Source organism: Bradyrhizobium sp. 14AA (assembly GCF_054185205.1).
This window is the reverse complement of the sequence record NZ_JAVAYM010000023.1, coordinates 18690-40573: the sequence shown is the minus strand read 5'-3', so window position 1 is coordinate 40573 and position 21884 is coordinate 18690. Positions and strand designations below refer to the sequence as shown.

Below are 21884 nucleotides of genomic sequence, written 5' to 3'. Positions count from 1 at the left end.
TAATATATCACCATGGTGAATATTCGTGTCGTTCCGCGCGCTCGACCTCAACCTCCTGAAAGTCTTCGAGGCGTTGATGACCGAAGGCAGCGTCACGCGCGCCGCAAGCGCGCTGACGATGACCCAGCCCGCGGTCAGCAATGCGCTCGCGCGGCTGCGCGACGCGCTCGGCGATCCCCTGTTCGTGCGATCCGGCACCGGCATCCGTCCGACCCAGCGCGCCGTGGTGCTGTGGGGGCCGATCGGCGAAGCGCTGGAAAGCGTGCGTGGCGCGCTCGACGAGCAGGTGTTCGACCCCGCCCGCGCGCAGACCGAGTTCAGCCTGTCGATGTCGGACTACGTCTCCTCGCTCGTGATGCCGAACCTGCTCGGCCATCTCGGCAAGGTCGCGCCCAAGGCGCGCGTCCACACCGTCCCCAACACCATTCTGGAGATCGCCGACCAGCTCGAGGACAACAGGGTCGATGGCGTGCTCAGCGTCTATGTCAACGAAGCGCAGCAGCCGGCCGCCATTCGCTCGCGCTCGCTGTGGACCGTCGACTATGCCTGCTTCATGCGGCGCGGCCATCCGCTCGCCGCACAGAAACGGCTGAGCACGCGTACTTTCCTCAACGCAGGCCACGTCGATGTGAGCCTCGCGGGCAAGACCATGCCGTCCTACGACCTCTTCCTCGCCTCGCGCGGGCTGTCGCGCAACCTGGTCGCGACCGTCAATCATTACAGCGCCGCCTACGAGGTCGTGCGCCAGTCCGACCTGATCGCCGTGCTGCCGAGCGATTTGCGTTCGCAATCAAGACACGCGCCGTTCCTGCATGCCATGCCGCTTCCGCTCAAGGCACCGTCACGCATCGTCAGCCTGTTCTGGCACCAGCGCAACGACACCGTGCCGGCGCAGCGCTGGCTGCGCGAGACCCTGGTCGGGATGTTCGCCAGGTCCGATTGAGCCGGCGCGGTGAAAAACCGGAAACCCAGCCTTTCCCGGAGCAGCCTTGTTGAATCGGTGGTCGCGACCTAGCTCCACCACAAAACCATCCCTCCCCTAATGGCAGGCGCCACTTGCCCCCGCAGAGACCTCATCGATGACCGCACCGCTTGAATTCGGACTGGACACCTTTGGCGACGTCACCAGGGGCGCCTCCGGCGCCATGCTTCCCCATGCGCAGGTGATCCGCAACGTCGTCGAGGAAGCCGTGCTCGCCGACGAGTTCGGCCTCGACTTCATCGGCCTCGGCGAGCATCACCGCGCCGATTTCGCGATCTCCTCGCCGGAGACCGTGCTGGCCGCGATCGCCGCGCGTACAAAGCACATCCATCTCGGCTCGGCCGTGACGGTGCTGAGCTCGGACGATCCGATCCGCGTGTTCCAGCGCTTTGCGACGCTCGATGCGCTCTCGAACGGACGCGCCGAGGTGATCCTCGGCCGCGGCTCGTTCACCGAATCCTTTCCGCTGTTCGGCTTCGACCTGCGCAAATACGAAGAGCTGTTCGAGGAGAAGCTCGACCTGTTCGCCGCACTGCTGTCGCAGCAGCCGGTGACCTGGCAAGGCAAGCTGCGTCCGCCGCTGAAGGACCAGCTCGTCTATCCCCCGGTCGAGAACGGCACGCTCAAGACCTGGATCGGCGTCGGCGGCAGCCCGCAATCGGTGGTGCGCGCGGCACATTACGACCTGCCTTTGATGCTCGCGATCATCGGCGGCGATCCCGCGCGCTTTGCGCCTTACGTCGATCTCTATCATCGCGCCTTCAAGGAGTTCGGCCGCCCGGCGCAGCCGATCGGCGTGCACTCGCCCGGCTATGTCGCCGAGACCGACGCGCAGGCGCGCGAGGAGCTGTGGCCCGATTACAAGGCCATGCGCGACCGCATCGGCAAGGAGCGCGGCTGGCCGCCGATGGGCCGCGACGAGTTCGTGAACGAGGCCGAGCACGGCTCGCTCTATGTCGGCTCGTCGGAGACAGTGGCGCGCAAGATCGCCAAGACCGCAAAGGCGCTCGGGATTTCACGGTTCCAGCTGAAATATTCGGCCGGCCCCCTGCCGCACGAGAAGCTGATGAAGAGCATCGAGCTCTATGGGCGGAAGGTGGTGCCGCTGGTGCGGGAGATGATGGGGTAGCGGTTATGAGAACAGCCCGCCTGCGCCCTTCGGGCTACGGCGTGACAGCCTTCGCTAGCTTCGCGTGACGGTGATTTGGGCTGGCTTGCCCAGCCGTAGCTCGCGAAGCGAGCGAAGGCTGGTGGGGGAGGCAGGACTCGAACCTGCGAAGCCATGAGGCGGCTGATTTACAGTCAGCTCCCTTTGCCACTCGGGACACTCCCCCGCTCGACGGCAGCACAATCGGGCCGGACCTTGCCGGCGACCGAAGACGGCCATGGAACGTGAAGGCCGCGACAGCCCGGATGGGGGCGCGACCGGGCGCGTTTATGGGCGATGCGGTGGGGCAAAGTCAACCGAGGCGAACAGCTAAAATCGTCCCCGAAGCCACCCAAATTGCCATATTCCGGGACCCGTGACACAAGCGAGCCCATGAAGGACAAAAAATTCGCTCCGAGGGGGCCCCGCGGCGGGGCTAAGCCCTTCAACAGGCCCGGAAAATCGGCCGGCCGGCCGGCCGGGCGCGACCGCGATTCGCATGGCGACGGCCCCGTCATCCTCTATGGCTGGCACACCGTCACCATGGCGCTCGCCAATCCCCAGAGGCGGATCCGCAAGCTGACGCTGACCGAGAACGCCGCAAGGCGCCTCACGGAAGAGAACATCGAGACCCGCGTCATCCCTGAGATCGTCCGGCCCCAGGACATCGACCGGCAGCTGTCGCCCGACGCTGTGCACCAGGGCCTGCTCGCGGAGGCCGATCCCCTGCCCTCGCCCGACATCGAGGACCTGGCGCAAGAGGGCATGGTGCTGGTCCTCGACCAGATCACCGATCCGCACAATGTCGGCGCCATCCTGCGCTCCGCAGCCGCGTTCGCGGTAAAGGCGATCGTCACCACCGCGCGCCACAGTCCGGAAGCGACCGGCGTGCTCGCCAAGGCCGCCTCCGGCGCGCTGGAGCTCGTGCCTGTTGTGACGGTACAAAACCTCGCCCGCGCACTCACCACGTTGAACGAGCTCGGCTTCCAGACCGTTGGGCTGGACAGCGAAGGCAGCGAGGACCTCTCGGACGTCGTGCTGCGCGAGCCGCTCGCGCTGGTGCTGGGCGCGGAAGGCACGGGGCTGCGGCGTTTGACGCGCGAGACCTGCAGCGTCGTGGCACGGCTCGACATGCCCGGCGAGATCAAGAGCCTCAACGTCTCCAACGCTGCCGTGCTGTCGCTCTATGTCGGCGCGAGTCGGCTGGGGCTGATGAAGCGGTAATTGGAAAAAGCAAAACGCCCGTCCGCTTTGCGCGAACGGGCGTCTCGTAACTCAGCCGATCAGAGATCAGTAATAGCGGCGCAGCACGCGGTGGCCACCATAGTACGGCGCCGGCGCGTGACGGTGCGCGTAGCCATAGCGCGGGCCGTAGCCGTAATGCGTGCGCGGCAGATAGCCGTAACGCGGGCCGTAGCCGTAGCGATACGGACGGTAGTACGGGCGGTGCGAGGGATAAGCGGCAGCGCGATAGCCGTAGCCATAGCCGTAATTGGCGGGCGCAACGACCGCGTCCTCACGGTAGGTTGGATACGGCGCGAAGGAGCCCGGGCCGGTATAGGTCGGGCCCTGATTGACGTAATAGTACTGCGTGGTCGGCTCCGCGAGACGCTCATAGGCGCCGTAGCCGGCACCGTATCCATAGCCGCCGCAGCCGGTGTTGCAGCCGGAATAGACCGGCGCGACCGGCTGGCACGGGTTGAAGCCGCAGGCCGCTGCGGGCGCAGCCCCGACGAACATCACGGCAGCCGCCGCAACCAGTCCCGAAATCATCTGACGCATTACTCTCTCCTGTTGATTTTCGTTTGTTTGAATTTTGACGTTTCTCAACCCGGCGGCTTGCCGGGTATTTCTACATGCGGCCGCGGCCGAGGACGCCGGGGACGGTCGTTGATCTCGGGCGCGTAGATCACCGGCGGCGGATCGACGGGCGGATCCATCTGCGCCGGCAGCGGCGCGGACGATGCGCCCCAGCTCTGGTGATAGCTCTCGGCGGGCTTCGGCAATTTGCGGTTGGCGGGCGGCTCGACCTCGAGGCGGCCGTAGCCGGGCCGCAGGCCCATGGTCGGATAATAATGGCCGACGTCCTCGGGCTGCCGCTCGGCGATGTAGCGTCCGCCATAGATCGTCGGCTGCACCTGGACGTTCTTGCCGAGACCCCAGACACCCTCGACCACGCTGTAGGACGCGTCGATGTTGTTGATGATGATCGGCACGCCGGGACGGCCGGGAACGACGATATCGAAGCCGCCGCCGGCAAACGCCGTCGCGGGCAGTCCGATCAAAAAGGCAGCGAGCGCCACAACGCGCATGAGAAGGCCCCGGTTATCCGGAACACAACCTATCCGATCGCAGCACAGAGAGGGTTAAGGCCTGCTCACCAACTTCCGGTAAGCCTAACGCGTAAGGATCGACAGCTGCTCAAATGCCGAAAGGCGCGCTAGCGAAGCGTTAACGCGGGCGCAAACTCACGTCACGTGCCGGAGCGGGCCAGGGTTGCGTGGCACGAACTTCACATCCTGGGCGCGCTCACGTCGATGTGACCCTGCGCGCGAGAATCCGCGGAACGACTGCCGGAGGTCGCACTTAGCACAGGTCTCAACAACATGGAGAAAATGCCATGACGAGCCTGAAGCTTCTTGGCTTGGCCGCAATCGTTGCGTCCACGCTGGCAACACCGGCCTTCGCGCAAACCGCGGTCGACAATTCGGGCCGCTGCACGGGGCTCTTCCAGGATCCCAATTGCCAGAATCTCGGTCCCGGTAATGCCGCAACCGACCGCGCCTATCGCCGCCGCCACATGGCCCGTAACCAAGTGAATCCGAATGATGAGCGGCAATCGGGCTTCTGGCCGCTCGATACGGCGGGCGCGGTGGCTGGCGCGGCCGTCGGAACCGCAGCAACGGTCGCCGCCGCGCCGTTCCAGGGCTGGGGAAATTCCTATGCGAGCTACGACCGCGGCGGCCCTGCCTGGAACGGCAACTGGGACGCCTATGCGGCCCGCAACGGCATCGTGTGCAGGCCCGGCACCTGGATCAAGGGCGAAGACGGCCGACGGCACCTCTGCCAGTAAGGGCCCTCCATCGGGTTGAACGGTTTCAGGCGGCCCAACGGGCCGCCTGTTTCATACCGGCGAGACGCCGCCTTCGGGTTCTGGCACTTTCCGACCAAGTCTGATATTGCGGCGCGCACGGGCGGATAGCCCCGGCGCATGCCGGCCCTGCCCGCTTCCCAGCGTCGCCGGCTTAGCTCAGCGGTAGAGCAGCGGTTTTGTAAACCGAAGGTCGGGGGTTCAATCCCCTCAGCCGGCACCAGCTTCTGACGCGCGGCCCTCAGCCCGACTTCTTCGGCGCGCTGCTTTGCTGGAAGTGCTCGGCGCCGGGAATCTCGACCCAGGCATGTTTCGACTGTTCGAAAACCGATCTGGCGGGAGCCCGCTCGTTCGGGTCCGCCATTGCGCCGACGGCAACGCCGATCATCGCAGGCAGATTGTCGGCTTGCCAGTACACCGTCGAACCGCAATCGGGACAAAAATAGCTGCGGACCTTGCCGCCGCTCGTCGCCGTCCGAACGTACGCCTTCGGTGTTCCCGAGATCGCAACGGCCTCAGCCGGATAGAAGGCGCCGACGCCGAACGGCGCGCCCGTTCGTCGCTGACAGTCAATGCAATGACAGGCAACGACGAGGCTTGTTGGCCCCGGAAGCGCCAGCACAAGCGCGCCGCAACTGCATCTGGCCTCGATCATCGAATTGCTCCCGGATCTTCGGTTTGCGGATATCTCGTTCGGTCAATTCCGCAGCGCCGCGTGCACGAGCGCCACGCCGTCAATCCTGCACTGCGCCGTCAGCCGGCAATTCATCCAGCCGCCAGAGCCCGAGGCTCTTGTCGCGCCAGCCGCCTCCGCCCTCCTCGCAGCGCTCGTTGATCAGTTCGCGCGGCACAGGCCAGTCGAACGGTGCTTTCTCCATGTTCAGCGCGCGCCAGTCGCCATCCTCGCAATCGCGATTTGCATCCCATTCGGGAAAGGTCGTGACCAGCAGGAAGCGCGCGCCGCTCATCCGGAAGCGGGTCACGGCGCGCGCGATGTTCTGAAAGCTCAGATGCACGAGGCAGTCACGGCACAAGATCAGATCAGCAGGCGGCAGCGCATCGCGCGTGACGTCGGCAACGAGAAACCGGCCGGACAACTCGCCGCCCGCCACGCGCCGGCGATTGGCTTCGATCAGCGGCGGCACGATGTCGATGCCGATGTAGTCGAGATCGAGCTTCATGCGGCCGATCCAGCCGGCATCGCCGCAGGGCGCATCGAGCAGGGAGCGCGCGCCGATCCGTTGCAGCAGCGGCGGAAGCGCATCCCGGATCGCGGCGGTCGCGGGATCCTCCGAGCCGAGGCCGGACACCGAGGTGGCCGCGCCCCAAAGGTTCGTCCGCTCGATCCGCTGGAACCGCGCGGCGAGATCGAGGCCCGCGAAATTGTCGCGGTCCGCGACGAAGCGCTCGTGGGCGAGCACGGGAGGACGTTTGGAGATCATCGGACAACAGGATAGCCGAGATTCCGGCGCAGGCCCACTATACAGGCAGAGCGACCTGTCCGACATTGTCCGCGCACGAACCTGCTCGCGTCATCCGTCTCACCCGGGTCCCATGCGCCCGACCACCGCCAGCGAGAAGGCCAAGATCGTTGCCGGCGCGGCGACAGCCGTCGTCATGACGGCCATGCTGTTCGTGTTCGCGCTCAGTCTTCTGCTGCCGCATTAGGGGCGGTCAGGGCGGCGGACGACAGCCGCCGCGCGAGCTTACGCGGCGCGCACGGTCTGCAGGAATTTCCCGACTTCGTCCTTCAGCCGGTTGCTGTCGGTCGCCAGCATCTTCGCGGTCGAGAGCACCTGCGAGGAAGCCGAGCCGGTCTCGGCAGCGCCGCGCTGCACGTCGGTGATGTTCGAGGAGACCTGCTGGGTGCCGTGCGCGGCCTGCTGCACGTTGCGCGAAATCTCCTGGGTCGCGGCGCCCTGCTCCTCGACGGCCGCAGCGATGGTGGAGGACACTTCCGACAGCCGCTCGATCGTCGCGGAGATGTCGCGGATCGCGTTGACGGATTCCTGGGTCGCGGTCTGGATGCCGGAAATCTGCAGGCTGATCTCGCCGGTCGCCTTCGCGGTCTGTTCGGCCAGCGTCTTCACCTCGGAGGCAACGACCGCGAAGCCGCGGCCGGCCTCACCGGCACGTGCCGCCTCGATCGTGGCATTCAGCGCCAGAAGATTGGTCTGGCCGGCAATGGTGTTGATCAGCTCGACGACGTCGCCGATGCGCGTCGCCGCAACCGAGAGCTCGCTGACGCGCTCGGTCGTGGTACGGGCCTGGCCGACGGCCTCGCTCGCCATCCGCGCGGATTCCTGCACCTGGCGGCTGATCTCGTTGACCGACGAAGACAGCTCCTCCGTGGCGGTCGCAACCGACTGCACGTTGCCGGTGGCTTCACCCGACGCGGTCACGACGACCGAGGTCAACTCCTGTGCGCGCTGCGCGGTCGTGGCCAGCGTCGAGGACGATGCTTCGAGCTCGGTGGATGCGGATCCGACCGTCTCGATGATCTCGCCGACCGCACGTTCGAATCCGTCGGCCAGGTTGACCATGTCGCGGCGGCGCTGCTCGGCGGCGCCCCTCTCGGCTTCGACCTGCGCAGCCTTGAGGCGCTCGACCTCGAGTCCGTTGGTCTTGAACACTTCGACGGTCTTGGCCATCTCGCCGATCTCGTCGCGGCGGTCCTTCTCGGGCACCTCGGTCTTCAGATCGTTGCGGGCAAGGCCTTCCATGGCGAGCTTGAGTCGGGCGATCGGGCGCGACATCGCATAGAGGCCGATGAACAGCGCAATCGCGATGCCGACAATCAGGCCGCCGGCGCTGACGCCCATCACGGTCCAGGTCGCCGATCTGGCGTCGCGGTTGATGGCCTCCTTGCGCTTGCTCACCGACTGCGAGGTATCGGTGACGAACTGAACGATGCGCGCGAGGGCTGCGTCCAGCACCGGATCGCACTCCTTGTGCGCGCGTTCGGCCGCCTTGGCATTCTCCTCCATGCTGCTCGCCTGCGCGCCGGCCTGGAGCACCGGATCGCAGCTGGAGAACGCGGCCTTCAACTGGTCACCGATGCTCTTGATCTGGCTCGCGCGGGAGGGATCGTCCTTCTCCGCCGCATCGAGGAATTGACCGATTTCGCTGCGGTTCTGGTTCGCGGTCTTGAGGCGAGCGGCATTGCCCGCCTCCGTCGCCTCGGTGAAGACCGCATAGAGCGCGGCATGATAGGTCTCGGCGCGGCGCTGGGCCCGCGTGAGGTTGAGCGCCGAGGATTGCGCGACGGTGAGCTCGCCAAACCCGTCAACGGTCGCGGAGAGTTCGCTCATGGCGAACGCGGCGACGCCGACCATCGCACAGCCCATGACGGCCACGATCAGCGCAACCTTCCACACGATCTTCAGATTGTTGAAAAAGCTCATCGCAAGGGATCCAATGATTTCCAGTCGCAGGGCATAATCCCGGCAACGGGCATTGGAACCGGCGGACGTTAAAATTTGATACCAAATGGTACCGGTAGTCTTGCTGAAAAATAACCGTTTCGCCCCCTCCGTAAGCTTCACGCAAGCTTCGCCTCCATTTGGTGGCACCCCGATGCCGGCAGGACGGCGCGGAACCGAGCAACGCCGTCGGCCGTTGTCGGCCCATGCGGATCAGGGAAGAAAATCGGAACATGGTCTTGTTGGCGGCGGTGACTCTGTGCTGCGGGGCCGTCGCCGGCACATTCACGCTGTTCGAGCCGGTGCTTGGACAGGCCCCCGAAAGGCCGCGTGTCGAGAGGGCTGCGACTGACGTCATCGCCCGCACTCCGGTTCAGATGTCCGTTCGGGTGGTCGGCGCCCCTTTCGAGCCCAACGTCAATCCGCGCGAGCGATAGCGCTCACCTCGGCGATGCCTCCTTGCCCTCCTCGGGCCGGCCATGGGTGCGCGCCAATTCCTCGACGAAAGCGATCACCTCCGCCCGCTTGTCGGGCGGCAGGGACAGAAACGCGCGGATGAGCCTCAAGCCCTCCGCTGCTTCCGAACTTTCTTTACCGGCATCCATCAGCCCAGTGTCAGGCGACCGGGAAAAATATGCAATCCCTTTGCTAACGACCTTGATTCGGAGCGGCCGCTTTGCTGGAATGGGCCACGGCGAGGTGGATCATGAAATGGATCACGGAGCGCGACGCACTGATCGCGCAGACACTGGCCTTCGTCCAATCGGTGACCGGCAAGAAGGATGACCTCCTCCAGCCGGATGTCCCGACCGTTGCCCCGACCGTCACCATGGAGACCGTCACCGTGGAGATCGTCGCCGTCGAGGCTGTCGCGCTCGAGGTCAAACCGCCGCAAGAGCCTGCACCGCCCCCGCCCTCATTCGTCCCGCCGCCGCGGGCGAGCGGCGATTTCCGCAGCGAAATGCAGGCCCGCATCGCCAATTTCCGCAAGCATCAGGAGCGGTTCGAGCGCGAGCGCGAGGAATATTGCGCGGCGACCCTGACCAAATTGCGCGCCGCGATCCGCGACCCCTCTCCCCGCCCACCTGCCGAAAAGTAACGGCCTTACAGCCAAGCCTACAGCCAAGACTACAGCCAGGACCAAACCAGCCAGAGATTGGCCGCGCAGGCGCCGAACAGCGCCAGCGTCAGCGGCAGGAGCATGTACCCGCAGGAGGTTTTCAGGTCGCTCGTCATGACCGAAAACATCCGCTGATTCCGCCAAACGAGTCCCAGGGATTCTTTTTTTGGGGATTCAGGACTCGTTAAGGACTCAAGGCCCGGTCGCCATGATCACGCTCCCGTGATCGCCCCACCAGCCGGAAACCCTTGCCCCGTGAAGTCGTTAACGCGCTTTCCGGGAGCGGGAAGAATGCCCTACGCGCTGTTCTGCAATGATGCCCAAATCAGCAAGGCCTATCCTGACGAGTCCGACGTCTGGAAGCTGGCGGAGCGAAGTGGTCTCGTCGTGGATGTCAGCGCCGACGAGGACCGCCCCGGGCCACGCCGGGTGCTCGACAATGACTACGAGATCAGGCCCTGCCGGGCCGCCCAGGGCGAGGACCCCGCCCAGAACAAGGCCGAGGCCGACCGCCAATCCAGGATGGAGCTCGAGCTGAACTCGTGAAGACCCGGCCGGACGCCGGAGGGGCTCTCAGGGGGTCGCCGTCGCCAGCGAGGCCTGCTCGCCGGCCAAGACCACGCAAGCCTTCCGCCGATGCAGGCCGCGGATAGCGCCCGTGACCTTCAGCACCTTGCCGGACGGACAGGAAGCGTCCTTGACGAAGGCCACCTCATAGGGTGCCAGCATAAGAGGCTCGGATTTGAGGATTGTCTGGGCAGAGCACGGCAGACAGACAAAGCACGAGAGCGCCACTGCCGACACAAAGATACGCATGTCCGTCGTCCCACCAGCCCGGTAATTCTCATATAACGCGTTCCGGAGCGCGAGTTCCGTAAGCGGCAAAAATTATTTTTGCTTTACCCGGGCCCCATGACACGCGTGAGAAGGCGCGCGCCCGACTGTTTGCTTGCAAATGACGCGCCAGATGGTTCACGCAAGGCAAACGCGCCGGCAAGGCCGGGCAAACGAAAGGCCGGCGGGAGGCCGGCCTTTGTCAGATCTCGGGTCGCCGCAGGCGGTCAGTAGCGCGAGCCTGATGGCCCGCCCCAGCCGAAACGGTAGTTCACACCGACCTTGACGGTATGCTCGTCTTCCCGGCCCCGGACGCCGACGACGTCCGCCGGACCGGAGGTGAAGGTGGTGCTGCCGAAATTATAATACTGGTACTCGGCTTTGGCCGACCAGCTCGGCGCGAACATGTATTCGAGGCCGGCGCCGACGGTGTAGCCGTCCTTGCTGTTGCCGGTGGTGGTGAAGGCCTGCGGCACGCCGGCGATGTTGACGCCGAGACCGTTGTTGCGCCAGGCGTAGCCGCCCTTGGCGTAGAGCAGCGTCGGCCCCCAGGTGTAGCCGATGCGACCGGTCACCGAGCCGAGCTGGTCGGTGTTGGAGGTCACCTGCGTGCCCAGCGGGAACGTGACGCCGTTATTGTTGGTCGGCAGCCAGGAATACTGGGCCTCGACACCCACCACCCAGTTGGGCGCGAACTGATAGTCGAAGCCGCCCTGCACGCCGCCCAGGAAGCGGGCGTCGCTGGACTGGAAGCTGCTGTCGCCGGCGAAGGCGCCGCCAACATGGCCGCCGATGTAGAAACCGGTCCAGTTGTAGATCACCTGGGGCGGCGTATAGGCTGGAGCCTTGGTGTAGGTGCGCGGCTGCATGTCGGCTGCTGCGGCCGGTGCGGCCAGCGCAAGCAGAGCGACTGCGCCCAGCAAAATCGTTTTCATGTCCATCCCCGTTCTTTCAAAATCGACCCTCAGGAAACAACGTGGCGTGAATTTGGTTGCTTCGCGGCGATGCCGGAACGTTGATCGTTCGATACTGTGACGGGGTGGCAACAATGCGATTTTGTTCCGTCACGCCGGCTTACTCCGACCGATTTTGTCGTCGGCGCAAGACCTGCCGTAATGATTTGTCGCAAGGCAAAACCGCCCCGTTCAAAGCTCGCCAAAATGTGATCCAGCGGCTCCGGCAGACATCGTTCTAGCAGGCGGCGATGAAAGCGGGCTTTGCGCTACCGCGCCATCTTTTCCAGTTCCGGAAAGGGTACGTAAACCGCGCCTGCGCAGAGCTCGTTGGCTTTGTCGACGATGCGGTCGCCCCGCCCGTTGACGAAGACGGCAGCCCGTTCGCGCATGGCCTTGTAGCTGCCGTCGGTCTCGCGTGGCGTGAAGTGCAGGCAGGCGATGTAGAACTGCCGTCCGCCGATCTCGCGCAGCACCGGCTCGGCCATGCTGGCCTCGCGCACGCCGACGGGGTTGTTCAGATAGCTGCGCATCAAGGCCAGCGTGTCGCTGCGGAAATTGTCGGGGAACGGCTGCGGCCCGCCGGCCTGCGTCCCACCGACGAGGGTTGGACGGTCACCGTCGCTGCCGAAACATGCCGCAAGCGTCAACGGCAATGCCAGGATCAATGCCAGGCGCACCGTACGTCTCGCCAATCGCCCCACAGGTCACGCTCTCCGCTCGATCAGACTCGGAAGACGTTCTAGCCTCTGGGGTGCGCAAAGGGAATTCGCGTCCTGCTCGCGGGGCCCTGCGGCCAACGCACCGTCCCGCCGCCGGCGGCTGCGCTTTCGCGCAAGGCGCCGAGACGACGGGACGGGCCTGAATTCCTCACGCGGCGGCGGGGCAATGCTTGGGATGCTGCCGCGTGGGGTCAGTCGTTAGCTGCGCTTGTCGGTCGTCGCCGGCTTGGTGACGTCCGGCTGCGTCTTCAGCGACTTCTTGGCCGACAGATGCTTGTGGTGATGGCGATGCGTGCGCACCGTCTTGTGCTCGTCGGGCGTGACCGCAGCGTTGGCGTTCATCGCCTTCGACTTGGTGTCGACCTTGGCATCCGCCTTGACGTCGCCCGCCTTGACATCCGAAGTCTTGGCATCGGCCTTGACGCCGGCGGCGGGTTTCGCAGCGGTGGTCGAGACCTTGGACTGGGTCTGGTCCGCCTTGATCACCGGCGCGGTCGTGGTGGTTTTGCCCGCCTCGGCGGCGAAAGCCGGGGCTGCAATGACGGAAGCGGCGAGCAAGGCTGCAGAAATGGTCTTCAACATGGTGGTCTCCTCTTGGAAGGATCTTGAGGCGGCGCCCTCTCGCCAACCCTTCGATCGTAGGTGTGAGCCTAGGGGCTACGCACTGAACCCAATCTGAAGCCCGCTGCAGGCTTCCGTTCATCTGGATGACAAGTTTGTCATCTGCGCCCGGGCGATTGGATCGGGCCGGCCGGGAATGTTTTCGCCCGCGGGGTGTTCCGGTCTTCGGGCAATCGTGTAGGATCGCCACGCTTCATACGGGAGAATCTAGATGCGCAAACTCTCAATGCTTCTGCTGCCGGGCCTCGTTTCCATGGCGCTCGCAGCCGGGCCGGTGCTGACCAGCGCCTACGCCGCGGGCAGCGACGAACCGTCCTCGCCGCCGAAGTCGGACTCATCGAGCAAGAAGGGCAAGAAGAAGAGCTCTTCCGTCAGCGATCCCAAATTCCTCGCGGCCTACCGCACCGCCTACACCACGATCTACGACGGCCACGACTACACGGGCGCAATCGACCAGCTGAAGTCGCTCAAGCGCGACGACGTCGCCGACGTCGCCAATCTGATCGGCTACTCCTATCGCAAGCTCGGCAACTACCAGTCGTCGAAGGTCTATTACGAGCTGGCGCTGAAGGACGATCCGAACCACGTCCGCACCTGGCAGTATTATGGCCTCTGGCAGCTCGAGCAGGGCAATCGCGAGCAGGCGCAGTATCACCTGAACAAGATCGCCTCGCTCGCCGGCACCGACAGCTCGGAGTATCGCTCGCTTGCCGCCGCGCTCGACAAGCCGACTGGCGCGACTCTGGTCTACTAAGACAGCGCATCTTCGAATGAAGCGAACGGGCACAACCCAGGGGTTGTGCCCGTTCTGCCTTCTCGGCTAGCTTCTCGCACCAATCTTCCCTCTCCAATTGGTGCGCAATGGATACGTGGCTGCGATCCGCGATCGACTACATCGGCTCCTGGATCGAATTCCAGCAGACGACAATCCAGCAGCCTGGCGTCATCGTCGCATTCGCCCATCGCGGCGAGATCGTCGCCGAGCATGCATTCGGCCTCGCCAATCTCGACACCGGCGAAAAACTCACCCCGCGCCATCGCTTCCGCATCGCCTCGCACTCCAAGAGCTTCACCTCGGCCGGCATCATGAAGCTGCGCGAGCAGCGCAAGCTGCGGCTCGACGACACGGTCGGCCAATATGTCGGCGGCCTGCATCCCCGCGTCGCCGAGACGACGATCGCGCAAGTGCTCTCGCACAGCGCGGGGCTGACGCGCGACGGTGCCGATTCCGGCCAGTTCATCGACAGCCGTCCCTATCTCGACGCCAAGGAACTGTTTGCGGAGCTGAAGCTGCCGACCGCGATCGAGCCCGGCACGCGCTTCAAATATTCCAATCACGGTTTTGCCCTGATCGGCCTCGTCATCGAAGCGGTGACGAAGGAACCCTACTGCGACTGGATCAAGCGCGAGATCATCGAGCCCGCCGGTTTGCGCGAGACCGAACCGAATGCGCCGCTGCCCAAGGGCGCGCTATTCGCACGCGGCCATACGCGAAAACTGCCGTTCGGCGAGCGATGCGTGGTTCCCGGCGACAATCCCGCATACGCCATGGCCTCGGCCGCGGGCTTCGTCGCCACCGCCGCCGACACCGCGCGCTTCTTCGCGCAGCTCGCGCCCAACGCGAAAAAGAGCGTGCTGTCGATCGCGAGCCGCCGCGAGATGACGCGCCACCATTGGCGCATCCCGCAGAGCTTCGAGGCCTATTACGGCCTCGGCGTCAACGCCGGCAAGACCGATGGCTGGGACTGGTTCGGCCACAGCGGCGGCTTCCAGGGTTACATCTCCCGGACCTGCTCGATCCCCGCTTGCGAGCTCGCGATCAGCATTCTCAGCAACTCTCTCGACGGCGCGGCGCCATTCTGGATGGACGGCGCGATGCAGATCCTGCGCGTCTTCAAGACCCGCGGCGCGCCCGGCCGGCGCGTGCGCGACTGGACCGGCCGCTGGTGGACGATGTGGGGCGCGACAGACTTCGTGCCCGCCGGCGACCGCGTGCTAGTCGTCAATCCGCAGCTCAACAACCCGTTCATGGATGCCGCCGAGATCGAAGTCACCGGCCGCGACACCGGCAAGCTCGCCTGGGCCGCCGGCTATTCCAGCCACGGCGAGCCGGTGCGCCGCGTCCGCGACAAGCGCGGGCGGATCAGCGACATCTGGATCGCGGGAGCCAATGTGAAGCCCGCGAACGTGGTGGCGCGCGAGATCGCGCGGAGATACAAGCCGCGCAAGCGGCGGCCGACATGACGGGTCGCGCAAGATAGCGCTACGGCCTCATCGCGAGCTCCTCCACCATCAGGTCGATGAAACGCCGCACCCGGGGCTCCAACAGGCGCTTGCCGGGATAGAGCGTGACGATCTTGACCGGGTCGGCTTCAAGGGCGGGCAGAAGCCGCCGCAGGCGGCCCGCCCTCAAATCGTCCCTGATCAGAAAATCCGGAAGAAGTGCGATGCCGAGGCCGGCAAGCGCGCAATCCCGAAGCGCCTCGCCGCTGTCGAACCGCAGGCGGCTACGGATCTGCGCCTTGGTCCAGGAGCCGCCGGACGTGCGAAAACGCCAGCCCTGCCGCTGATTGCGGCTAGAGAAGATCAGCCCATCATGGGCGGCGAGATCGTCGATGTCCCTGGGCTCACCACGCCCGGCGAGATAGGCGGGCGCAGCGCAAAGGATCGCCTCGTAGCTCGCGACCACGCGCGACACGAGCCGCGTGTCAGGGGTCGTGAGCCCGATCCGGATCGCGAGGTCAAACCCCTCCTCGACGACGTCGGCGACGCGATCGCTGAAACTGGCTTCGACCTCGAGACCGGGCCACTGCAGGAGATATTTCTGGATCAGCGGCAGAACGACGAGCCGGCCAAAGGCATCGGGTGCAGTGAGCCGCAACACCCCGCGGGGCGTGCCGGCTTTTCGCGCGACACTGGCTTCCGCCTGGTCGATCGAGGCAATGACGTCGAGCCCGCGCTCGTAAAACACGCGGCCCTCGCTGGTAAGGCTGAGCTTCCGCGTCGTGCGATTCAAAAGGCGCGTACCGAGGCGGTCTTCCAGGCGCATGATCGCCTTGCCTGCCGCCGAGCGTGAGAGCCCCATCGCTTCGCCGCCGGCCACGAAGCTACCGGCCTCGACCACGGCCATGAACACGAGAATGTCGTTCACATTCGCACGCGGCAAGTCATTCCCCATCGCTCGCATCTGGCTGAAGCATCGCTTCAGTGTCGCCCGCCATTCGCCAATCAGTGGACTATATGCACCAACACGCCGCCGATGTCGCGGCATGGCTGCGCTGGCGTTGCGACAGCGACAACAAACGCCGTGGCACCCGCGTGCAACTCAAAAGGAGAGATACACTTGATCAGCCGAGCAAAAATCTTTGACCACGGGGTCGCCTGGGAAGCGGGCAACAGCGTCACCCAGGGCTATAGCGTCAACGGCACGATCTACATTTCGGGGCAGTTTTCCCACGACCAGAACGGCTTCATCGACGGCGACATCGCGGTGCAGACCCGGCTCACGCTCGACAATCTCGACCGCGTGCTCAAGGGCTTCGGCATCACGAAATCGAACCTCGCCTATCTCGAGATCTATCTGACGAAGCCGCAGGAGCATTTCGAGCCGTTCGTGCGGGTTTTCAGGGACTACCTTGAAGGCCATCGTCCGGCCGCCACGCTCATCGGCGTGACCTATCTGGCCTCGCCGCAGCAGATCGTCGAGATCAGCGCGGTGGCCGAGGCGAGAGCATAGAACCGCGCCGGAGCCTGTGCCTTTGCGGCCCTATTCCCTGATCAGTGCTTCGACCTCGCCGCGAAGCGCCTGCCGCGAGCCGTCGCGCGAATAGAACATGTGGCCGCCGGGATAGACGACGAACTTCACCCGTGGCTTCGCGAAGGCCGGCAACTGATCGAGCACCCGCTTCGATCCGAAATAGGGCGTGGCAAGATCGAACAGGCCGTGCGCGACCAGCACGTTCAGCCTCGCGTCGGTGGCGAGGATCTGGCGCAGATCCGACACCGACTGCGGCGGGTTGATGCCACGGCCAAAATCCCACTGCCCCTCGACGGCGCCATTCAGGACTTCGTAGGAGCCGTCCGGCCGCCAGTTGAGCTTGCGTGTCAGCACGTCGACCGCGGCACTCGTCAGCGGCGCCTGGAGCGCATCGCCCGAGGGATCGCCGAAGCGCGAGTTGCCCGAATCCGGATAGGGATCGAAGCCGCGCACGGAGCCGTCGTAACGACCCGTCACCTTGCCTTTCCCCCGGTCGAACTCGCGGCGGAATTCGCCGACGTCGAAGCGGCCGGCGAGCCTGCGGCTCACCGCCTGGTCGATGCCGGTGAGCTCGGCGACCTTGTCGGCGAGCCGGTTGGTGGCTTCCTTGTCGGCCGCGCCCTTGACGAGATCGGCCAGGAATTCGCCGCGCGCATAGGCCTCGACGTCGGCGAGATCGGCGCGCTTGACCGGCCCTTTGGCCTCGCGCGCCACCGCCACGTAGCTCGGCAAGGTCGCGACATATTGCAGGAGGCTCGTTCCGGTGAACTCACGGAAGTCGAGCAGCGGCGACACCAGGATCAGTCCCCTGACGCCGACCCCGTGCTGGATCTGCAACTGGCGCACGACCTTCGGCCCGCGGATGCCGCCATAGCTCTCGCCCGCGACGTATTTCGGCGAAACCAGCCGGTCGTGCTTCTCCAGCCAGCGGCGGATCACCAGCGCGATCGCGTTGACGTCACCGTCGACGGAGTAGAACGATTTTCGCGCGTCCTCGCCGGTGGCAACGAACCGGCTGTAGCCGGTGCTGACGGGATCGATGAAGACGAGATCGGTGAAATCGAGCCAGGTCTCCGCGTTCGGCTTCACCTCGGGCGAGGCCGACGGCGACAGGGCTTCGCCATCGAGCGGCAGCCGCCACGGACCCGCAGCGCCGAACTGGAGCCAGGCCGAGGACGCGCCGGGTCCACCGTTGAACAGGAAGGTCACCGGGCGCGTCGCGCGGTCTGCACCATCAAGTTCGTAGGACGTGTAGGCGATGTCGGCCAGCGGCTCGCCCTTGCCATCGAACACGCGGATCGAGCCGGCGGTTGCAGCGAATCCGAGCATGCGACCGGGCAGATCGAGCGTCTGCTTCGTGGTCGAATCCGCAGGCAGGCGATGCGGCTCGGCGGCCGGCGGCGCCTGCGTCGCGCCTTGCGCGTTGCCACCACGGCCGCCCTTCTGTCCTGATGGCGCCGAGGTCTCGGAGCGCGGCTGCGCCGGATCATCCGCCCGCGCCAGACCAGCGAGCCCGAAAGCCGACACCGCCAGCACCAGCATCGCGCTGCGGAGCGCCGGCAAGCTCATGACCATGATCGTTCTCCCTGCCCGGCTCTGGAGAGCCGGAGCACACCCAAAGCTAGCGAGGAATTGCGACGGTTTGGGGGACCACCGGTCCGGGGGGGGGGCCTGAAGAGACCGATCGGGCTCAAATCGACCCGGTTTCGCCTTGAACCCGGCGGGACAATCGCCCGCTTGCCTTGAGAGGCGGTCATCCTCGACAATGGAGGCCCACCTCGTATAGAGAGCGCGGCGGACCTTTCTCGAGCCAGCGGCCCTGCCGGAAGCCATGACCAAGCCCTCGCGATACGACCGGATCGCCTTCGTCGCCAGCCCGAGCAGCGAGGCGCAGGCCGCCTTTCGCCAGCTCACCAGGGACTATGGCAATTATGCCCCCGAGGAAGCCGACGTCGTGGTCGCGCTCGGCGGTGACGGTCTGATGCTCCAGACGCTGCACCACAACATGCACACGGGAAAGCCGATCTACGGCATGCACCGCGGCACGGTCGGCTTCCTGATGAACGAATACGCGACCCACGATCTGCGCGCCCGGCTCGAGGCGGCGCATGAATCCGAGATCAATCCGCTGCTGATGCGCGCGACCGACGTCAATGACCGCGTTCACCTGCATCACGCCATCAACGAGGTCGCGCTGTTCCGGCAGACCTACCAGGCCGCGCGCCTGAGGATCCTGATCGACGAGCGCGAGCGCATGCCCGAGCTGATCGCCGACGGCATCATGGTGGCGACGCCGGCCGGCTCGACCGCCTACAACCTGTCTGCGCAGGGGCCGATCCTGCCGATCAACGCCGCGCTGCTGGCGCTGACGCCGATCAGCGCCTTCCGCCCCCGCCGCTGGCGCGGCGCGCTGCTGCCCAATACGGCTTACGTCGTGATCGAGGTGCTGGAGGGCGACAAGCGCCCCGTGGCGGCGGTCGCCGACCACGACGAGGTCCGCGACGTCCGCCGCGTCGAGGTCCTGACCGACAAGACCATCTCGATGCGCATGCTGTTCGACCCCGGCCACAGCCTGGAAGAACGCATCCTGCGCGAGCAATTCGGCTCCTGATCCGCCTGCCCGGCCCACCACGGGACCCCCGGTCGCAACCCTTCGTTAACCCCCGGCGCGATATGGTTAATGAAAGTTGACCGCTTTGGCCCGGGCGTCATGTTCCGCATCGATTTCAACAAACTGCGCTTCCTCGTCTGCGACGACAATCCGCACATGCGCCGCATCCTGCGGACGCTGCTGCATTCCTTCGGCGCGCGCGAAGTCTACGAGGCCGAGGACGGCGCCACGGCGCTGGAAATGTACAGCCACTACGTCCCTGATATCGTCATCACCGACTGGGCGATGCCGATCTTCGACGGGCTCGAGCTCGCGCAGATGATCCGGCAGCCGGAATCCAAGGGCAACCCTTACGCGCCGATCATCATGCTGACCGGTCATTCCGAGAAGCGCCGCGTCACCGTGGCGCGTGATGCCGGCGTGACCGAATTCCTGGCCAAGCCGATCTCGGCCAAGGGCCTCTATCAGCGCATCCTCAACGTGGTCGCCAGTCCCCGGCCCTTCATCAAGACCAAGACCTATTTCGGGCCCGACCGTCGCCGCAACACCAGCTCTGCCTATATGGGTCCCGAGCGTCGCGTCGGCGAAAAGCACGAGGTGCTCCAGCAGCCCTCGCTGCTCGACAAGGCCCGCTCCTCCATCTAGCGCAACGTCTCACGCGAGGCAGGTATCATGGCGAAGAACAGCGCAAAGGACATCGAGGTCACGGCCTTCGCCACGCATCAAATCATCACGCAGCCCAACCCGCTGCGGAAGGTTTTGCGCCGCCTCGAAGACAAGGACATGGACGATCCGATCGGCCGCGCCGAGCAGGCGCTCGCAGGCCTCTCCGGCGAGTTCAAGGACTGGATGACGACCGAGGTCAACCGTCTGTCGGCCGCCTACGTCGCCATCCGCAACGACGGCTTCACCAAGGAGCGGCGCGACGAGCTGTTCCGCGCCGCGCACGACATCAAGGGCGACGCCGCGACGTTCGGCTATCCGGCGGCGGCGGGAATCGCCGAGAGCCTGTGCCGCGTCATCGAGCACGCGCCAGATCTCGAACGGGTGCCGGCCGAGCTGTTCACGCACCACATCAACGCCATCCTGGCCATCGTGCACGAGAACACCAAGCTCGACAGCATCAGCGTCTCCGCCGAGCTGAGCCGCCGCCTGCGCAAGGTCGCCGACGACTATCTCACCCAGGTCAACCGCGACCGCCCCGAGCATCTCGAGGTGATCCTGGCACCGAGCATCGCGCCGGCGGAGTAGTTCTTCTCTCGTCATTACGAGCGCAGGTGTCGCAGGGTGGGTTAGCCCTGCAGATATGCGAAGCGCATCTGCTCGGCGTAACCCACCTCTTTTGCGATCCGTGGAGATAGACAGTGGTGGGTTACGCCGAGCGACTGCGCTACGCGCAGCGCGGGGCTAACCCACCCTACGGACCTACGGCATCTCGTTACGCCGCAATCAGATCGTCGTAGACCGGATCGACCGCGTCATCCGCGACGAGCTCGTCGCAGAACAGCCTTGCCTCTTCGCGCGCGGATTCCGTGGCGAAGCGGCGGAGCAGGACCATCAGCGGTTCGGCAGCGCCGCGGTCGGTCTCGCAATGGGTGAGCACGCGCTCGACCATGCGCCGGCGCAACCGCGCCGCGCCGTCGTCGCTGCCGACGAAGCCCTGCTCATGGCAGGCATCGAGCGCGACCTGGAACGCAGCGAACGTCGCCTCGGGCAGCCCGGCGCGGCGGAGCAGCGCGTGCAGGCTGTTGCCGCCGCGATCGTGCAGCAGCGCGGAGACGCGCGCCAGCGGCAGGTCGGCGAGTTCGGCCAGCGCCGCGTCGAACAGGTCGAGATTGCTCGACAGCAGCGCGCGCAGGATGAGACCCGCCGTGAGCTGGCCGGTGATGCGCAGGTGCCGCACCAGGCCTTGCATGTCCTCGCCGCGCGAGCGGGCGGCGATGTTCATGGTGGAGCGGTCGCGCGCCTCGGTCGCGATCCGCTCGGCACGGTCGGCACTCAGCCAGTTCCGCGCCACCACGAATTGCGCCAGGGTCTCGGAGAGTTTCGCCACCAGCGCCGCGCGCGTTGCGGAGGGCAGATCCTCCAGCACCAGCATCGCCTCGCGGATCGCGGCGAGATGGCCGTGGCGCTCGGCGATACGGTCCCAGGAGAACGGCGCGAGCTCGGCGTGGGGATTTTCGATCAGCTCGAGCGCTGCCGCCGCGCAGCCGACTTCGGCGATGGCGGCGCAGACCGAGACCGGCAGCGCGATGCGGCGGGCGACCGCGCACTGCACCTCGCCGTTGCCGGTCGCGACGATGTCGACGAGATCGGCGTCGATCAGCAGCGGAGAATGTTCGAGCACGGGCAGCGCCACGGTCGGCTGGTCCGCCGACAAGGCCCGCACGATCGATGCCGGCGCATCAAGGCTGCGCGCAAAGGCCTCGGCCATCGCCTGCCGCACCAGCGGCGAGGGATCGTCGAGCAGCATCAGAAGCGCGCCCTCGGCGGCGATGCGGTCGTCTACGGAAAGGTCCGAGATCAGCCAGGCCCGGGCCAACGCCCGTGTTGCCTCGGCCCGCTCGCCGGCGGGCGCCGTCCTGATCCAATTGATGAACTGCCGAACAATCATGCTGCTTCCG

The 21884-nt window shown here is 65.7% G+C and carries 25 protein-coding genes and 2 tRNA genes; 13 read left to right on the top strand and 14 right to left on the bottom strand.

Annotated features, from left to right (window positions below):
- Positions 1-19: 19 nt before the first annotated feature.
- Entirely contained in the window at positions 20-943 is a 924-nt protein-coding gene (locus RAD15_RS32635; RefSeq protein ID WP_458182750.1) for a LysR family transcriptional regulator, read from the top strand.
- Positions 944-1079: 136 nt separating this feature from the next.
- Positions 1080-2111, top strand: coding sequence for an LLM class flavin-dependent oxidoreductase (locus RAD15_RS32630; RefSeq protein ID WP_458182575.1), 1032 nt, complete (start codon positions 1080-1082; stop codon positions 2109-2111).
- A 119-nt stretch (positions 2112-2230) separates the two neighbouring features.
- Here RAD15_RS32630 and RAD15_RS32625 read toward each other — a convergent pair.
- Positions 2231-2316 (bottom strand) — tRNA-Tyr (locus RAD15_RS32625).
- Positions 2317-2522: 206 nt separating this feature from the next.
- On the opposite strand from RAD15_RS32625, the gene rlmB reads away from it, so the two are divergent.
- On the top strand, positions 2523-3353 hold the full coding sequence (gene rlmB, locus RAD15_RS32620) for a 23S rRNA (guanosine(2251)-2'-O)-methyltransferase RlmB (RefSeq protein WP_458182573.1): 831 nt from the start codon (positions 2523-2525) through the stop codon (positions 3351-3353).
- A 66-nt stretch (positions 3354-3419) separates the two neighbouring features.
- Here the strand turns inward: rlmB and RAD15_RS32615 are convergent, their stop codons facing one another.
- Together RAD15_RS32615 and RAD15_RS32610 are read right to left on the bottom strand one after the other, a co-directional pair.
- Positions 3420-3911, bottom strand: coding sequence for a hypothetical protein (locus tag RAD15_RS32615; protein ID WP_458182572.1), 492 nt, complete (start codon positions 3909-3911; stop codon positions 3420-3422).
- A gap of 44 nt (positions 3912-3955) precedes the next feature.
- Entirely contained in the window at positions 3956-4441 is a 486-nt protein-coding gene (locus RAD15_RS32610; RefSeq protein ID WP_458182570.1) for a hypothetical protein, read from the bottom strand.
- 308 nt (positions 4442-4749) lie between these two features.
- Between RAD15_RS32610 and RAD15_RS32605 the strand changes: the two genes are divergently transcribed.
- Positions 4750-5202: a hypothetical protein gene (locus RAD15_RS32605; protein WP_458182569.1), complete on the top strand. Its 453-nt coding sequence runs from the start codon at positions 4750-4752 to the stop codon at positions 5200-5202.
- A 166-nt stretch (positions 5203-5368) separates the two neighbouring features.
- Positions 5369-5443, top strand: a tRNA-Thr gene (locus RAD15_RS32600).
- A gap of 18 nt (positions 5444-5461) precedes the next feature.
- Here the strand turns inward: RAD15_RS32600 and RAD15_RS32595 are convergent.
- The 4 genes from RAD15_RS32595 to RAD15_RS32580 all read right to left on the bottom strand — a co-directional run bounded on the left by RAD15_RS32595 (position 5462) and on the right by RAD15_RS32580 (position 9208).
- Positions 5462-5875 (bottom strand): GFA family protein, encoded by a 414-nt coding sequence (locus tag RAD15_RS32595; protein WP_458182568.1) that lies wholly within the window; start codon positions 5873-5875, stop codon positions 5462-5464.
- Positions 5876-5954: 79 nt separating this feature from the next.
- Positions 5955-6662 carry a class I SAM-dependent methyltransferase gene (locus RAD15_RS32590; RefSeq protein ID WP_458182566.1) on the bottom strand — a complete coding sequence of 236 codons (708 nt, stop codon included), beginning with the start codon at positions 6660-6662 and terminating at the stop codon, positions 5955-5957.
- 264 nt (positions 6663-6926) lie between these two features.
- On the bottom strand, positions 6927-8624 hold the full coding sequence (locus tag RAD15_RS32585) for a methyl-accepting chemotaxis protein (protein WP_458182565.1): 1698 nt from the start codon (positions 8622-8624) through the stop codon (positions 6927-6929).
- A 458-nt stretch (positions 8625-9082) separates the two neighbouring features.
- Entirely contained in the window at positions 9083-9208 is a 126-nt protein-coding gene (locus RAD15_RS32580; protein ID WP_458182564.1) for a hypothetical protein, read from the bottom strand.
- A gap of 140 nt (positions 9209-9348) precedes the next feature.
- On the opposite strand from RAD15_RS32580, the gene RAD15_RS32575 reads away from it, so the two are divergent.
- Positions 9349-9741: a hypothetical protein gene (locus tag RAD15_RS32575; RefSeq protein WP_458182563.1), complete on the top strand. Its 393-nt coding sequence runs from the start codon at positions 9349-9351 to the stop codon at positions 9739-9741.
- Between the two features lie 312 nt (positions 9742-10053).
- Positions 10054-10308, top strand: a complete 255-nt coding sequence (locus RAD15_RS32570; protein ID WP_458182562.1) for a hypothetical protein — start codon at positions 10054-10056, stop codon at positions 10306-10308.
- A gap of 27 nt (positions 10309-10335) precedes the next feature.
- Here the strand turns inward: RAD15_RS32570 and RAD15_RS32565 are convergent, their stop codons facing one another.
- The 4 genes from RAD15_RS32565 to RAD15_RS32550 form a co-directional block, all read right to left on the bottom strand.
- Entirely contained in the window at positions 10336-10578 is a 243-nt protein-coding gene (locus RAD15_RS32565) for a hypothetical protein (protein WP_458182561.1), read from the bottom strand.
- 245 nt (positions 10579-10823) lie between these two features.
- On the bottom strand, positions 10824-11531 hold the full coding sequence (locus RAD15_RS32560; RefSeq protein ID WP_458182560.1) for an outer membrane protein: 708 nt from the start codon (positions 11529-11531) through the stop codon (positions 10824-10826).
- 287 nt (positions 11532-11818) lie between these two features.
- Positions 11819-12253 (bottom strand): hypothetical protein, encoded by a 435-nt coding sequence (locus tag RAD15_RS32555; protein WP_458182559.1) that lies wholly within the window; start codon positions 12251-12253, stop codon positions 11819-11821.
- Positions 12254-12469: 216 nt separating this feature from the next.
- The gene (locus RAD15_RS32550; protein WP_458182558.1) at positions 12470-12853 is read right to left on the bottom strand and encodes a His-rich protein BRANT; all 384 of its coding nucleotides are present in this window, start codon (positions 12851-12853) and stop codon (positions 12470-12472) included.
- Between the two features lie 250 nt (positions 12854-13103).
- On the opposite strand from RAD15_RS32550, the gene RAD15_RS32545 reads away from it, so the two are divergent.
- Positions 13104-13646: a tetratricopeptide repeat protein gene (locus RAD15_RS32545; RefSeq protein ID WP_458182557.1), complete on the top strand. Its 543-nt coding sequence runs from the start codon at positions 13104-13106 to the stop codon at positions 13644-13646.
- Between the two features lie 107 nt (positions 13647-13753).
- Entirely contained in the window at positions 13754-15136 is a 1383-nt protein-coding gene (locus RAD15_RS32540; protein WP_458182556.1) for a serine hydrolase domain-containing protein, read from the top strand.
- Between the two features lie 19 nt (positions 15137-15155).
- Here RAD15_RS32540 and RAD15_RS32535 read toward each other — a convergent pair whose 3' ends face one another.
- On the bottom strand, positions 15156-16058 hold the full coding sequence (locus RAD15_RS32535) for a LysR family transcriptional regulator (protein WP_458182555.1): 903 nt from the start codon (positions 16056-16058) through the stop codon (positions 15156-15158).
- A 177-nt stretch (positions 16059-16235) separates the two neighbouring features.
- On the opposite strand from RAD15_RS32535, the gene RAD15_RS32530 reads away from it, so the two are divergent.
- Positions 16236-16628 carry a RidA family protein gene (locus tag RAD15_RS32530; RefSeq protein ID WP_458182554.1) on the top strand — a complete coding sequence of 131 codons (393 nt, stop codon included), beginning with the start codon at positions 16236-16238 and terminating at the stop codon, positions 16626-16628.
- 30 nt (positions 16629-16658) lie between these two features.
- On the opposite strand, the gene RAD15_RS32525 is transcribed toward RAD15_RS32530, so the two are convergent.
- Entirely contained in the window at positions 16659-18224 is a 1566-nt protein-coding gene (locus RAD15_RS32525; RefSeq protein WP_458182553.1) for a S10 family peptidase, read from the bottom strand.
- Positions 18225-18480: 256 nt separating this feature from the next.
- Between RAD15_RS32525 and RAD15_RS32520 the strand changes: the two genes are divergently transcribed.
- The 3 genes from RAD15_RS32520 to RAD15_RS32510 all read left to right on the top strand — a co-directional run bounded on the left by RAD15_RS32520 (position 18481) and on the right by RAD15_RS32510 (position 20511).
- A complete protein-coding gene (locus RAD15_RS32520; RefSeq protein WP_458182552.1) occupies positions 18481-19260 on the top strand; it encodes an NAD kinase in 780 nt (259 codons plus the stop codon).
- A gap of 99 nt (positions 19261-19359) precedes the next feature.
- Positions 19360-19905, top strand: a complete 546-nt coding sequence (locus RAD15_RS32515) for a response regulator (RefSeq protein ID WP_129267984.1) — start codon at positions 19360-19362, stop codon at positions 19903-19905.
- 27 nt (positions 19906-19932) lie between these two features.
- Positions 19933-20511, top strand: coding sequence for an Hpt domain-containing protein (locus RAD15_RS32510; protein WP_458182551.1), 579 nt, complete (start codon positions 19933-19935; stop codon positions 20509-20511).
- Positions 20512-20698: 187 nt separating this feature from the next.
- Here the strand turns inward: RAD15_RS32510 and RAD15_RS32505 are convergent, their stop codons facing one another.
- The gene (locus tag RAD15_RS32505) at positions 20699-21874 is read right to left on the bottom strand and encodes a DUF2336 domain-containing protein (RefSeq protein ID WP_458182550.1); all 1176 of its coding nucleotides are present in this window, start codon (positions 21872-21874) and stop codon (positions 20699-20701) included.
- Positions 21875-21884 lie beyond the last annotated feature (10 nt).

What these genes read in the sequence shown, in the direction of transcription:
- RAD15_RS32605 (WP_458182569.1), top strand. Translation starts at nt 4,750, where the DNA reads ATGACGAGCCTGAAGCTTCTTGGCTTGGCCGCAATCGTTGCGTCCACG.
- RAD15_RS32565 (WP_458182561.1), bottom strand. Translation starts at nt 10,578, where the DNA reads ATGCGTATCTTTGTGTCGGCAGTGGCGCTCTCGTGCTTTGTCTGTCTG.
- RAD15_RS32595 (WP_458182568.1), bottom strand. Translation starts at nt 5,875, where the DNA reads ATGATCGAGGCCAGATGCAGTTGCGGCGCGCTTGTGCTGGCGCTTCCG.
- RAD15_RS32510 (WP_458182551.1), top strand. Translation starts at nt 19,933, where the DNA reads ATGGCGAAGAACAGCGCAAAGGACATCGAGGTCACGGCCTTCGCCACG.
- RAD15_RS32520 (WP_458182552.1), top strand. Translation starts at nt 18,481, where the DNA reads ATGACCAAGCCCTCGCGATACGACCGGATCGCCTTCGTCGCCAGCCCG.
- RAD15_RS32570 (WP_458182562.1), top strand. Translation starts at nt 10,054, where the DNA reads ATGCCCTACGCGCTGTTCTGCAATGATGCCCAAATCAGCAAGGCCTAT.
- RAD15_RS32540 (WP_458182556.1), top strand. Translation starts at nt 13,754, where the DNA reads ATGGATACGTGGCTGCGATCCGCGATCGACTACATCGGCTCCTGGATC.
- RAD15_RS32515 (WP_129267984.1), top strand. Translation starts at nt 19,360, where the DNA reads ATGTTCCGCATCGATTTCAACAAACTGCGCTTCCTCGTCTGCGACGAC.
- RAD15_RS32575 (WP_458182563.1), top strand. Translation starts at nt 9,349, where the DNA reads ATGAAATGGATCACGGAGCGCGACGCACTGATCGCGCAGACACTGGCC.
- RAD15_RS32615 (WP_458182572.1), bottom strand. Translation starts at nt 3,911, where the DNA reads ATGCGTCAGATGATTTCGGGACTGGTTGCGGCGGCTGCCGTGATGTTC.
- rlmB (WP_458182573.1), top strand. Translation starts at nt 2,523, where the DNA reads ATGAAGGACAAAAAATTCGCTCCGAGGGGGCCCCGCGGCGGGGCTAAG.
- RAD15_RS32590 (WP_458182566.1), bottom strand. Translation starts at nt 6,662, where the DNA reads ATGATCTCCAAACGTCCTCCCGTGCTCGCCCACGAGCGCTTCGTCGCG.
- RAD15_RS32585 (WP_458182565.1), bottom strand. Translation starts at nt 8,624, where the DNA reads ATGAGCTTTTTCAACAATCTGAAGATCGTGTGGAAGGTTGCGCTGATC.
- RAD15_RS32550 (WP_458182558.1), bottom strand. Translation starts at nt 12,853, where the DNA reads ATGTTGAAGACCATTTCTGCAGCCTTGCTCGCCGCTTCCGTCATTGCA.
- RAD15_RS32610 (WP_458182570.1), bottom strand. Translation starts at nt 4,441, where the DNA reads ATGCGCGTTGTGGCGCTCGCTGCCTTTTTGATCGGACTGCCCGCGACG.
- RAD15_RS32630 (WP_458182575.1), top strand. Translation starts at nt 1,080, where the DNA reads ATGACCGCACCGCTTGAATTCGGACTGGACACCTTTGGCGACGTCACC.
- RAD15_RS32505 (WP_458182550.1), bottom strand. Translation starts at nt 21,874, where the DNA reads ATGATTGTTCGGCAGTTCATCAATTGGATCAGGACGGCGCCCGCCGGC.
- RAD15_RS32545 (WP_458182557.1), top strand. Translation starts at nt 13,104, where the DNA reads ATGCGCAAACTCTCAATGCTTCTGCTGCCGGGCCTCGTTTCCATGGCG.
- RAD15_RS32560 (WP_458182560.1), bottom strand. Translation starts at nt 11,531, where the DNA reads ATGAAAACGATTTTGCTGGGCGCAGTCGCTCTGCTTGCGCTGGCCGCA.
- RAD15_RS32525 (WP_458182553.1), bottom strand. Translation starts at nt 18,224, where the DNA reads ATGGTCATGAGCTTGCCGGCGCTCCGCAGCGCGATGCTGGTGCTGGCG.